The 14,337-nt window shown below is 38.2% G+C and carries 4 protein-coding genes; 1 reads left to right on the top strand and 3 read right to left on the bottom strand.

What is annotated here, in order from left to right; genetic code table 11:
• Positions 1 to 36 precede the first annotated feature (36 nt).
• Positions 37 to 1,023: a helix-turn-helix transcriptional regulator gene (locus M666_RS13040; protein ID WP_029446215.1), complete on the top strand. Its 987-nt coding sequence runs from the start codon at positions 37 to 39 to the stop codon at positions 1,021 to 1,023.
• Positions 1,024 to 1,051: 28 nt separating this feature from the next.
• Here M666_RS13040 and M666_RS13035 read toward each other — a convergent pair whose 3' ends face one another.
• The 3 genes from M666_RS13035 to M666_RS13025 are packed head-to-tail and all read right to left on the bottom strand — an operon-like array spanning position 1,052 to position 14,047.
• Entirely contained in the window at positions 1,052 to 3,013 is a 1,962-nt protein-coding gene (locus M666_RS13035) for an OmpA family protein (protein ID WP_029446214.1), read from the bottom strand.
• Positions 3,014 to 3,015: 2 nt separating this feature from the next.
• Entirely contained in the window at positions 3,016 to 3,972 is a 957-nt protein-coding gene (locus M666_RS13030; RefSeq protein ID WP_449384789.1) for a PorP/SprF family type IX secretion system membrane protein, read from the bottom strand.
• 13 nt (positions 3,973 to 3,985) lie between these two features.
• A complete protein-coding gene (locus M666_RS13025; RefSeq protein WP_029446212.1) occupies positions 3,986 to 14,047 on the bottom strand; it encodes an Ig-like domain repeat protein in 10,062 nt (3,353 codons plus the stop codon).
• Positions 14,048 to 14,337: the final 290 nt, after the last annotated feature.

Here is a 14,337-nt window from a genome sequence, read left to right as displayed (position 1 = left end):
ACTTAAAAAAGGGACTGCAATTTCAAACGACTAGTTATGATAAAAAAAAGACGCGATTTTAATACCGAAGAATTATGTGATTTGAGGTCTTTTCCAAAATGCATTCTAGAAGAAATAGCCGTAAACACTAATTCGTTTACAAGCGATGCCGTTGCGGTAAACCAATACCATCTCTTACCTAAATATGGAAATGGTACGATAACTAATTATAATTCTGAAGATATTGAGATTACCATAAGTAGGTATCAACTCTGTAAAGACCTCGTCTACAAACCCATCATACATCACGAGATCTTACAAATTTGTTTTCTTATCACAGGTGAGAAAATTATATACCTCAATGATACCCAGCAAGTTTTTTATGAAAATAGAGAATCTTACATGGCCAACATTGACCATTTTAATGGCTATAGCAGAATTTTAGCCGAAAAACCTTTTAAAGAACTAAAAGTGGTTTTACCTAAAGCTTTTTTAATTAATCACGGGTTAATTAATGATTTTGATTTTAAGAATCTGACCGATGAAAAATTAATTCTCCCTATCACAGAAGAACTTCTGAATATTCTTTTGAGTCTAGAACAAAAAAACCCTCTAGAAAAAGCAAACAGATTGTATTTAAGAGCAAAAGTGTTTGAGCTTATTGCCTTACAAATAGAGTTGTATAAAAAGAATGAAGACCGCCCTTTAAAAACAGATCAAAATAAGATTTTAAACACCTTATATGAAGTAAAACAACGTATTAAAGCAACTATTCATAAAAATATAACCTTAACGGAACTAGGAGAAGATATGGGTATAACCGGACCTGCTTTAAACAAAGAATTCATTAGAGTTTTTGGATGTTCTATCCATGATTTTACGATTTCAGAAAAAATGCAACACGCCAAGCTTCTATTAGAAAATTCTGAAAAAATGGTATACCAAATTGCAGAAGAAGTTGGGTACAAAAATTCTACCCATTTTACGGCTGCATTTAAAAAGAAAGTAGGAGTTACCCCTAAACAATACAAAAAACAATTATAGACGAAAGCCCACAGAAACACAAGTTCGTTTAGTTCTGAAAAACAATAAATTCAGACCTACGGTTCAAGGCATGTTCTGCTTCGGAGCATGGCGCATCATTAACACACTTGTTTACTAATAACGTTTCCCCGTAGCCCGTTCCCGTAATTCGGTTTTCTGATATTCCCATAGAAACAATATAGGAGACTGTAGATTTAGCTCTGCGGTCTGATAGCCATAAATTGTAACGATCACTATCTCTACTATCGGAATGCGAACCAACCTCAACACGAGCGTTTGGAAATTCTTTCATATATGCAACCACTTTATCTAACTCTGGAAAAGCATCCGGATTTAAATAGGAACTATTGGTATTGAAAAATATAGTTTTGAGTTTTAAAATTTCTACTAAGTCAGCACCAATTACAGAAGATTTGTCTCCTTTTTCCATGGCGATGATAAAGTTTAAATCCTCTAAGGTTTCATCTACCGCACCTAACGGTGTTATTAAATATACCGTCTCATCATTATACCCATCTACCTCAGCAACAAAACGATATTTTTTACTAGGAAATTCTATTGGAGAAGAAAATTTACCTTGATCGTCAGCATTAATCTCAAACAGATTATTGTTGGCATAATCATACACCGAAACCTTTCCTAACGGTATCAGTTCTCCGGTAAGCTTATCAATGATAGAACCATTTATTTGTGAAACGAAGGTCTCTGGTTCTTCATCTATTTTTTCAAAAGTGAAGGCATAAATATCGTCATCACCCATTCCTCCTGTTCTATTTGAAGCAAAAAAGCCTTTTAATTTCTCTTCATCCAAAATGATAGAGAAATCATCTTCTTTACTGTTTATAGGCTCACCTACATTAGAAATAGCGCCTGTTTTAGCAGATACCGTATAGACATCTAAACCACCTAATCCTGGGTGACCATCTGAAGAGAAATATAGATCTCCGCTTTCTGCAATGAACGGAAACGTTTCTCGCGCCTCTGTATTGATGGTATTCCCTAAATTTTCAGGAGTACCAAAAGTGCCGTCTTCATGAATGGCAACTTTAAAAATATCTGAAGCTCCTAAACTTGGTGGCATGTCTGATGCAAAGTATAAGGTTTTCTCATCTGCACTTAAACTAGGATGCGCGGTAGAATATTCATTGGTATTAAAAGGTAATTCTATAACATTTCCCCAAACTCCATTTTCTAAACTAGCCCTGTATATTTTTAAGCGACTCAAGCCCGCTTCGTCCTCCACAAAATTACCATCTTTACTGTTATTCCTCGTAAAATAAACAGTAGTACCATCTTTAGTAAATGCTGTAGATGACTCGTGTGTTTTAGAATTTAACTGCTTGGAAAAAACTTCTGGTGTTCTAAAAACTCCGTCCTCACTTGTAGAATCTGCTTGGTATAAGTTTAAATACGCTTTATTAGTCCATTTATGAATATTATTCACCAACAAACCCGTATCTCTGGCACTCGCAAAAACCAAATTTCCTTGGTATAAGGAAGGTGCAAATTCTGAATTCTTTGAATTTACACTTACTTTTTTTAGGGTAAATCGTTTTGTTTTAGCCTTTATTAGTTCTAAATATTCCGTATTGGCTTCAAACTTCTGTGCTCTAGAATCTGTACCTTTTATTTTCTGAAATTTCTTCATGTACACATCAGATTTCTTATAATCTTCAGTAGATTTTAAAGACTGTGCATACCTAAAATAATACTCGGATCCAATAGCATCTGTTTTTAAAGCAAAAAGTTTTCCATACCATTCTGCCGCTTTACTATAGTCGCCATTATTAAAGTTAGCGTCTCCTAGATTCTTATAAATCACATCAGATTCATACCCTTTAGCCACTAATGCCTCATAAGTCGTAATTGCAAGCGCATAGGAATGGTTGTTAAAATTTTCTTCTGCTTTCTTTAACTTTGACTGCTGTGCATAACCAAAAGTTAGTATTCCAAAAAAGCAAAAAAGATAACTGCAGATATACTTTTTCATAGTTAGAAGAATCTTGGGGTTAGTGCATTTCTATTCTTAGCCGTGAATTCATATCGGAGAAACACCTCAAAAGAACCATCGTTAAATCGCGTATCTCCTAAAGCTGTAGTTTCTTTATCATACGCCAATCCTGCCATTAATCGTTCTGAAATCTGAAAACCTACTAGCGCACTTAACGCCGCATTTAGGCGGTATCCTGCTCCTATAGAAAATTTATCATTATAGAGAAACGTAGCAGAAATATCGGTCTGTAGCGGAGCACCATTTATTGCTTTTAAAAGTACGGCAGGCTTTAATTTTAGATTGTAACTCAAATCAAATACATAACCAGAAATTAGATACCAATTCATACGCTCTGTACCTACGGTAGAGGAAGCACCAGAAGCAGTATCAAAATGCTCTGTTTCTAAAAAGTTAGGGATAGAGAGTCCCGCATAGAAACGATCATTATGAAAATACACTCCTGCGCCGAAATTAGGAGAAAACTTTTTATCAATAGACTCCACTCCCGCAGGAGCTGTAGAGGGATTATAGTTTCTTAATTTGTTAAAATCGATGTTTAAAAAATGCCCTCCTGCTTTTAAACCGAAGCTAAGCTTATTGGTTTCTGAGGTTAGTATTGTATATGAAAAAGTAGCATCAAAATACGTGTCTTGATTGGTTCCATTTCCAATTTCATCATTTATAATAGATAGCCCCGCTCCTACTTTAGTAGAAATTGGGCTATGAATATTAAAGGTTTGTGTGGTAGGAGCACCATCTAGACCTACCCATTGCGATCTATGCAGTGCAGCTATACTCAATGCCCCACGAGAACCCGCATAAGCAGGGTTTACCGCTAAAGTATTGTACATGTATTGCGTGTACTGAGCATCTTGTTGTGCTTTAAGACTTCCAAAAAAAGGAAGCACCATAAGCACTATGAGCATTGTTATCTTTATGTAGTTACGAAGTTTCATGACGTTCGTTGTATTATCTATTTATATATAAGTAGCCCGATTTCTGTTTAGCCTCTCCTCTTTTTATGTATTTTATTACATAGAAATAAGTACCAGCTGGTAAATAATCGTTGGCTTTAATTACAGCTTGCCCGTTAGACAAGCCAGAAAATGAATTTGAACTATTGTTGTAAGCACTTGTCCCATATACTTTATTTCCCCAACGGTTAAATACCTCAACCGTATTTTCTGGGAATGCTTCTATATTAATGATTCGGAAAACACCGTCGTTGGAGTCGGGTGTAATTAAATCACTAGCAATGCTAATATCACATGCCACATCTATAGGAGGAGTACCACCAACAGAATCACACGCATCTAAAGGATCAGTGGTGTCTAGTACTTCTTGACCATCTGTAATACCATCGCTATCACTATCAGGATCAAAAGGATCCGTCCCTAAATTCTCTTCTTCCGCATTGGTCAATCCGTCAGAATCACAATCAGTCGTTGGTAGCGGTGTACCGTTTAATGAATCACAATCATCTAATGGATTGGTATCATCTATAACCTCTTCACCATCTTCAACTCCATCGCCGTCTGTATCCGGATTGTTAGGGTCCGTGCCCAAATTTGCTTCTTCGGTATTGGTTAATCCGTCATCATCAAAATCGTCCGTAATAATCGAATTTCCTATGGTGAAGTTTCCTGCATTATCCGTCACGGTTATAGTCAGAACTGTTGGATAGTTAAGAGCAGGTAACAGTCCGCTTGTTGGTGTCGCAGTTTCTGTATCTAAAGACCAGTTCCCTAAACTATCTGTAGTAACCGTATAGGTTACTTCAGGAACACCATCTTCATCTATATCTATTGCTACGCTAATAGTTTCATTCGGAGAACCTTGTCCTGTAATTATAGGAGTAAGATCATCCGTAATGTCTTCATTAAGCATGGGTGCTTGTGTATCAATCACTACAGTAAAATCTAAAGATGGATTACTAAAGTTTCCAAAAGCATCAGAAGTTATTGCCGTAACAGTATAACTACCATCTAAAAGTGTGGTCGTTTTATAATCAAAAATCCAATCTCCAGAGGCAGTCGTAGTTGCTGTTCCGATACCTACTCCATCTAAAAATAATTCTACTTGCGCATTAGGTATTGCTGTTCCTATAATATCTAAAGTATTATCAGAGGTAATACCGTCCGTAGGAATATTTGTATCCGTACTTATTCCTGTAATAGAGGGCGGAGTTATCGTTCCTACCTGAACATCATATACTTTAGTAGCGGAAAAACTATCTGTATTCCCGGCAAGGTCTGTCGTAGAAAAAGTAGCGACTACCGTAGTATCACTATCATTGGAAAGATCTGTTCCCTCTACAACAATGCTGAATATTCCTGAACTATTTATAGGCCCTGTACTTGTTATTCCGTTAACTTCTAAGCTAACTGTATCACCAGAAGTAAAATCTCCAGAAACAGTTCCGGTAATCGTTACGTTGCCCGCTGCTTCCAACGTATTTACCACATTATCTGCGGTAATATCATCTATGATTATTGTAGCCACCGGCAAAATAACATCTACGGTATAGCTTTTGGTGGTAGTTGCCATTCCCGTATTTCCAGCAGTATCTGTTGTACTTACACTTCCGTTTACTGTAGTATCTGCATCATTTGAAAGATCTGTTCCTACCACAACAATGCTGAATATACCTGAACTATTTATAGTTCCTGTGGTTGTTATTCCGTTAACCGCTAAGCTAACTGTATCGCCAGAATTAAAATCGCCAGAAACCGTTCCAGTAATTGTTATATTGCCCGCAGCTTCACTAGCATTCACAAGGTTATCTGCGGTAATATCATTGATGGTAAGTACAGGATTAGGCAAACTTGTAGCGATACTATATACTTTATCATGTAGGGCTGTTCCTTCATTACCAGCCGCATCTGAACTGGTTATACTACCTGCGACAGTGGTATCTGGATCTAAAGCTAAATCTGAACCCGACACTATAGTTGTAAATTCTCCTGCCGCGTTTAGCGTACTAGGATACGTATTTCCGTTTATGGTTAAACTAACAGTATCACCTGTATTGTAATCGCCTGTAACAGTTCCTGTAATGGTTATTGACCCTGAGGCCTCATTAGCATTTATAGTGTTATCTGCAGTAATATCATTTAGAACTAACGTTACTACCGGAATGTCGGTATCTATAGTGTAAATTTTATCTGCTGTGATGGTTCCTAGATTACCTGCTATATCTACACTAGATACGCTTCCTGAAACCGTAGTATCTGCATCTAGGGCTAAATCTGAACCCGCAACTATGCTCGTAAAGTTTCCTAAGTTATCTACTGTTCCTGTGCTTGTCACGCCATTAATTACAAGCGTTACAGTATCTCCAGTATTAAAATCTCCACCTACAGTACCTGTAATTGTAATAGGTCCTGAAGCTTCCATTGCATTAACAACATTATCTGCGGTAATATCATTGATCGCCAAGGTAACTATAGGCTGTGCAGTATCTATGGTCATAGCGAAATCTGTTGATAAAACACCTGTATTACCTGCCGTATCTGTTGCTTGCGCCGTAATGGTGTAATCTCCATCTGCCAAAGGTGTGGCAGTATAGTCAAAGGTCCAATTTCCTAAAGCATCTGTTGTCGTAGTCCCTATGCTTGTTCCATCAATAAAAACTTCAACGCTACTATCTACTTCTGAAGTTCCGCTAATTAGTAAGGTATTATCTGATGTGATACCGTCTGAAGTATTACTTCCCGTATCTGTACTTATCGTGGTAACGATTGTACTTACAGGAGCAGTAGTATCTACAGAATATATTTTATTTGATGATCCAGTCCCAACGTTCCCAGCTGTATCTGTTGTAGTAATCATACCTGCTACCGTTGTATCCGAATCTGACTGTAAATCTAAGCCTGATACCGAAATAGTAAAAGCGCCCGCTGAATTTATAGTACCGGTAGTGGTAATTCCGTTTATAAGAAGACTTACTGTATCACCATCAGAATAATCTCCTGTTACTGCTCCTGTAATACTAACAGCTCCCGAAGCTTCGGTTGTATTGACTATATTATCTGCAGTAATATCATTGATAATTAATGTTGGAATAGGTAAAACTGTATCTACACTATATATTTTATTTGCCGTTGCTACGCCTATATTGCCAGCAGCATCTGTAGCGCTTACACTTCCTGCTACCGTAGTATCAGTATCTAAGGCTAAATCATTTCCAGATACTGTAATAGAAAATATACCTGCTACATCTATGGTTCCTGTAATGGTAACTCCATTAATTACTAAACTTACGGTATCCCCTGTCGAAAATTCTCCAGAAACAGTTCCTGTAAGGGTTATCGTTCCAGAAGCTTCTGAAGCATTCACTATATTATCTGCTGTTATATCATCTATAACTAAGCTAGCTATAGGGGCTATCACATCTATGTTATACGTCTTATCTGCTACGGTAGTCCCTGAATTTCCGGCACTATCAGTGGTGGATATAGATCCGTCAACCGTAGTATCAGCATCATTTAGAAGATCATTCTCATCTACAGAAATACTAAAAACACCTGTTGCGTCTACAGGTCCTGAAGTAGTAACCCCATTGATGACTAAACTAACAAGATCACCCGTTGTAAAATCTCCTGTGACTGTCCCTGTAATGGTGATAGGAGCAGCTGCCTCTGCACTATTTATAATATTGTCTGCAGTAATATTATCTATGGTAAGTACTGGTACTGGTACCGTAGTATCTACGTTATACAACTTACTATTACTTGCTGTTCCTGTATTGCCTGATAGATCTGTTGAAGATACGCTACCTGCTACGGTGGTATCTGCATCGAGTGCCAAATTACTTCCAGAAACGGTAATATCAAAATCTCCTGAAGCATCTATCGCTCCACTTGTAGAGACGCCATTAATAACCAAAGTTACTAAATCACCTGTACTAAATTCTCCAGATACATTACCTGTAATGTTAATAGTTCCACCAGCTTCCGTAGCATTTATTGTATTATCTGAAGTAATATCAGCTATAAATAAAACTGTAGCAGGAGCCGTTGCATCTATAGTTATTGGGAATGTTGCCGATAATGGCCCAGAATTTCCAGCTAAATCAATTGTTTGGGCGGTTACTATATAATCGCCATCTGCTAATGTAGTACCCGAATAATCAAAATTCCAATCTCCTGATCCGTTGGCTAGCACTGTTCCGATACTAACACCATCTATAAACACTTCTACAGTATTATTCGCTTCTGCTGTCCCGGTTATTTGTAAAGTATTATCTGAGGTGATACCGTCTGCACTGTTACTTCCTGTATCATCACTAATAGCAGTAACTACGGGTGCCGTTGGAGCACTTGTATCTATCGTAAATGGAAAATCTGATGAAACAGGGCTACTATTTCCTGCTAAATCTGTTGCTTGAGCTGTTATGATATAAGGCCCATCTGCTAGTGCAGTTCCTGTATAATCATAACTCCAAACTCCTGTACCGTTGGTGACGATTGCTCCTAAACTTGTGCCGTCTAAAAATACTTCAACACTACTATTTGCTTCTGCTGTTCCTGAAAATACTAAAGTATTGTCAGACGTTATGGCATCTGAAGCACTACTTCCATTATCATCTGAAATTGTAGTTACCGCAGGGGCATTAGGGGCTACAGTATCTATCGTTATTCCAAAATCTGGAGAAATAAGACTCGTTAATCCCGAAACCGTAGCTGCTTGTGCTGTTAACACATAATCATTATCTAAAAGAATTGTACCTGTATAATCTAAGTTCCACTGACCAGCGCTATTCGCTGAAACGACACCAATACTAGTACCATCTAAAAATACTTCAATAATTTTATCTCCTTGAGAAGCACCAAAAATTACTAAGGTATTGTCTGAAGTAATTCCGTCTCCCGCACTACTACCTGTATCTGTGGTAATGTAATTTATGTTTGGTCTAATTGGTGTTGATCGATCTATTAGAATTGGAAAATCTGCTGACACTACACTTTCATTGCCACTAGCATCTGCAGTCTGCGCTGTTATGATATGGGCGCCGTTAGAAATAGCAGTCCCGGTATAATCTAAGGTCCAAACACCTAAAGCATTTGTAGTGGTAGTCCCTACACTAAATCCGTCTATAAAAACCGTAATCGTACTAGTAGCATCTCCGGTTCCGTTGATCAACAGGGTATTATCTGTGGTTATTCCGTCTGAATTACTCGTCCCTGTATCATCACTAATTGCGGTAACTACTGGTGCATTTGGCAAAGCAGTGTCAATCATAATCGGAAAATCTGCCGAAACTATACTTACATTACTTGCATTATCTGTAGCTTGTACGGTAAGGATATAAGAACCATCAGCAAGGGTTGTTCCAGTATAATCATAAGTCCATGTTCCTGTACCGTTAGTAGCCGTAGTTCCTATGGCGGTTCCGTCTATAAAAACTTCAACAGTACTGTTCCCTTCTGCCGTACCTGAGATTATCAAAGTATTATCTGAGGTGATGCCATCTGTAGTACTGCTTCCGGTATCATCAGTAATTGATGTTACTGCGGGTGTGGTTGGTACTGTAGTATCTATTGAAATCGGAAAATCTAAAGATAATACGCTTGTATTTCCCGAAATATCAGTAGCCTGTGCTGTTATGATATAATCGCCATCGGCAAGCGTAGTTCCTGTATAATCATAGCTCCAAGCTCCGCTAGTATTCGTCATGGTAGTTCCTATCGCTGTGCCATCTATAAAAACTTCAAGAGTACTGCTAGCTTCTGCTGTACCCGTAATTATTAAGGTATTATCTGAAGTTATAGCATCTGTAGTACTACTTCCATTATCATCACTAATTGCGGTAACTACAGGTAAATTTGGTACCGTAGTATCTATAGAAATTGAAAAACCGGAAGAGAGTACACTAATATTGCCCGAAGCGTCTGTTGCCTGGGCTGTAAGGATATAATCACCATCGGCAAGGCTTGTTCCTGAATAGTCATAACTCCAAGCTCCACTACTATTTGTTGTTGTAGTACCTATGGCCGTTCCATCTATAAATACTTCCACACTACTATTGGCTTCTGCCGTACCTGAAATTAATAAGGTATTGTCTGAAGTGATGCCATCTGTATTGCTACTTCCGTTGTCATCGCTAATTGCGGTAACCACAGGTGCATTTGGTAGCGTGGTATCTATGGTAATTGGGAAATCACTGGCTATTGTACTCGCATTCCCTGAACTATCAGTAGCCTGTGCTGTTATGATATAATTACCATCAGCAAGGCTTGTTCCTGTATAATCATAGCTCCAAACTCCTGAACCGTTTGTGGTGGTAGTTCCTATTGCGGTACCATCTATAAACACTTCAACACTACTATTAGCTTCTGCTGTACCCGTAATTATTAGCGTATTATCTGAGGTGATGCCATCTGTAGTACTGCTTCCATTATCCGCGCTAATGGCTGTGACTACTGGTAAGTTTGGCACCGTAGTGTCTATCGAAATTGAAAAACCTGAAGAGAGCACACTTGCATTACCCGAAGCATCTGTTGCTTGTGCTGTAGCTATATAATCGCCATCGGCAAGGGTTGTTCCAGTATGATCATAGCTCCAAACTCCTGAACTGTTAGTTATCGTAGTTCCTATGGCTGTTCCGTCTATAAACACGTTAACAGTACTATTGGCTTCCGCTGTACCTGAAATCAGCAAGGTATTATCTGAGGTGATACCATCCGTACTACTACCTCCCGTATCATCTGAAATTGAAGTTACTGCAGGTGCTGCAGGAATACTTGTATCTATGGTAAAAGGAAAATCTAAAGATAATGCACTTGTATTTGCTGCAACATCTGTTGCCTCAGCTGTAAGAATGTAATCATTATCGCCTAAGATAGTTCCTGTATAATCATAACTCCATACTCCCGTAGTAGAGGTTCCTATAGTTCCTATGCTCGTTCCATCTAAAAATAATTCAACAGAACTATTTGCTTCTGCTGTACCACTAAAGACTATTGTATTATCTGTCGTAATAGCATCTGTATTGCTAAGACCTGTATCATCTGTTATGGTGGTAATGATAGGTTGGTCTGGAGCTGTAGTATCAATGACTATAGGTAGATTATTAGAAAGCGAGCTTAAGTTCCCTGCAATATCTATGCTTCTTGAGCTAAGCACATAAGCAGCATCAGGCAATACGGTTCCTGTATAATCAAAAGTCCAGTTTCCTGATCCATTGGAAGTGGTAAACCCAATGCTTACTCCATCTAAAAGAACCTCTACCCTCGTATCTGCTTGAGACGCTCCGTTAACTTCTAAGGTATTATCTGAGGTAATCTGATCTGATGCAATCCCTGTATCTTGCGATATGCTAATGATGACAGGTGTATTTGGCAGTATGGTATCTATAGTAATTGGGTAATCTGTAGATACTACACTTGCATTACCTACACTATCTATGGCCTGAGCCGTAATACTATAATCTCCATTAGTTAAACTGGTGCTGGTATAATCTAAGGTCCATATTCCAGAACTATTACTTGTTGTTGTTCCTATTTTTGTACCGTTTAAAAAAACATCTACTATGGTATTAGCGTCTGATGTCCCTCTAATTATTAGGGTTTGATCTGAAGTAATACCATCTGTACTACTACTTCCTGTATCATCACTAATAGCCGTTACCAAGGGTACATTTGGGGCCGTAGTATCTATAATTACGGTGTCATCTGCGGGTACTCCCACATTGCCAATATCATCCGTCACAAAGGCTACTACTGTAAGTATATTACCTTCTCCTGGACTTGGAAAACTAGTAAGTACTTGCATTGTAGCAATGTCTGCAGCACTTAAAAGCTGAGCATTTCCATTAATAGTCAAGGTATCACCTTCTTCTGCATCAATGGGTAAATCTATAGTTACATCAATAGCTCCACTAAGCTCTGTACTATTTAAAACACCGTCGTTATTTACATCTTCTATGATAATTACTGTTGGCGCACTAGGTAGTCTATCATCAAAAGTTAAAACTGCTTCATCAGAATTAAGAAGTGCACATTTGAAAGAATCATCGGTGATAATCACTCGGTATTTAAAACCATCATTAGCGATCGTTACTCCTGTTAATGTCAGTGTTGCGGTATCACTATTGGTGTATATATCTGCTGTATTTGCTGGATCTATAGTTACAAAACCACTTCCAGACAAATCATCTACTTGCCATTCATAAGCTAATAAAGTTCCTGTAGCACTTACGCTAAAATTTATCGCTGTACTCCCATTTGTTGTCACATCTTTAGGCTGCCCTGCTGCATTAGGAATCAAAATGGCTTGCCCTTCTTGTTGAAAATCGAACTGAGTATTTCCAGAACCACTATCTGCATTTAATGGGGTAGTATAGCCATCTACTACCGTAGTACCTATCACTAAACCATTTGCATTTACGGTAGTTGGCAATTCTCCTAAAATTCCGTCTCCGTTTAAATCCGTATATCCCGCTTCTTGAGTATCATTACAAACATCACCATCGGCATCTAACTCCATAAAATCTGGAATACCATCTGGTGTAGCCTCAGAATCTGCTAAGGTGTAATTTACGGTCCCGCTGTTTTCACTACCGCTAGCTTGCGCTGCATTTGGAACTCCATCTGTACCAGTTGCACCAGCTAGCCTACCTTGAGAATGTGCTTGCTTATGCCCTGCTTCTACAGCATCATAGATACCATCATTATCACTATCTAAGTCTAAATAGTCGGGTACCAAATCTGCATCTGTATCTGCATCTAGGCACGCGGCTATAATAAGTTCTATTTCGTCTGCTGTGCCGCCAGAACCTGCCTGAATAAACTGTATAGAAAAAGAAGATACTTTTTCATTCAATTGCACCGTACCTGCTGCTGTTCCGTTATTATCATTTAAAGTACTCTCTGCACTATAACCCGAAGAGCCTAAGTTTGTACCGCCGTCCATTGCTGTTGTAGTGGTGGTCACAAAATCAAAGGTTCCTGCAACTTTAGACCAAGTATTTCCATTAAGTAGGGTTACTCGTGCTGAATTTTGTATTCCTCCCGAAACGCCTCCGATACGATCTAGGTGCAGTATGGGTTTATTCACTTCTATTGGGTTATCAAAATCATCTACAAAGCTTATGGTAACAGTACTGTTCCAATCATATGTTCCTTGTAAAGAAGTACTATTGGATAAGGCTTCTGACCAAAAACTGGTAGCGGTAGTTGTAAAATTCCCAGGTAAAAAACTGGTTGAATTTGTTGTGGTAACAATTGCCTTAACACCAGTGGTGTAATTAAAAGAAGCCGTAGTTCCCGAAATAGTCCAATTCCCAGAGGGTATTGGCGTGCATTTATTTTCTGCTGTATCTAATATTCCGTCATTATCATCATCTAAATCACAACTATTATTAATGCCGTCTCCGTCAGGATCTTCGGCCGTTGGAGTACCAACAATAGCTCCGTAGGTGCATGGGTTAATGACTAGGTTTGATAAAACTATTTCTATATTATCCTCACTGATTGCTAAAATATTCCCATCAATATCTGTTTCTAGAGAGAATGAATTAACCAAGCCATCTAATTGTAAACTTCCACCAGTTACAGCAGAACATTCATCGCCGGCACCTGTTATTAAAAATCCTAAATTAGCCTGTACCGTAGTTGCGGTTGATTCAAATGCGTTAGTATCAGAATTCAATTCTGTCCAAGATCCACTTAATAACTCAAAAGTAGCCGATGAATCTCCTAAAAGCGCCAATGCCCCTAGCTTATCTATATGAAGCATAGGTTCTAGTATTTCTACGGATAAACCTGTTGCAATTTCAGTAAAGCTAAAAGTTAAAGTACCTGTAGAATTATCAATATTTAAAGCCAAAGATGGATTCCCTAAAATAGTAGGATCACTAAAAGCTTCAGAATCACAACCCATGGTTGCATTCCCTGTAATTGTTGCTCCTCCTGTACGTTCTGCTCTAACTCGAACCAGGCCATCAGAACTTGTAGCTTCCCAAACTCCAGAACCCACATTAGTCCACGCACCCGTAGTTTGCGCTGTTACTACCTGTGTACATATCAAAACAAAACATAGAAAAACAAATTTTCTAACTATAGATTTTTGGGCCTTCAATCTTATACGTTTTAGAATTGCATTGTTTTCAGTAGTTATTGACAGCAGTAAACAATTGGCTATCAAGTCCTAAAATGCAATAAATCAAACGTAAAAAAAGAAGAATATCATCAATGGTGGAAACAAATGTTGTGAAGCTTGTTAAAAATGGGTGTGAAAGCAAGAATGAACAACATTTACAGAATCAAATAGGTAAATATCCTACAGTAAATTCCTAAAAAAAATATCGTGAATAGCCT

It is taken from the genome of Cellulophaga baltica 18 (assembly GCF_000468615.2).
Taxonomy (GTDB): Bacteria; Bacteroidota; Bacteroidia; order Flavobacteriales; family Flavobacteriaceae; genus Cellulophaga; species Cellulophaga baltica.
Note: the sequence above shows the minus strand (reverse complement) of the source record. Positions and strands in the feature narration are given on the sequence as shown.

What these genes read in the sequence shown, in the direction of transcription:
- M666_RS13035 (WP_029446214.1), bottom strand. Translation starts at nt 3,013, where the DNA reads ATGAAAAAGTATATCTGCAGTTATCTTTTTTGCTTTTTTGGAATACTA.
- M666_RS13040 (WP_029446215.1), top strand. Translation starts at nt 37, where the DNA reads ATGATAAAAAAAAGACGCGATTTTAATACCGAAGAATTATGTGATTTG.
- M666_RS13030 (WP_449384789.1), bottom strand. Translation starts at nt 3,972, where the DNA reads ATGAAACTTCGTAACTACATAAAGATAACAATGCTCATAGTGCTTATG.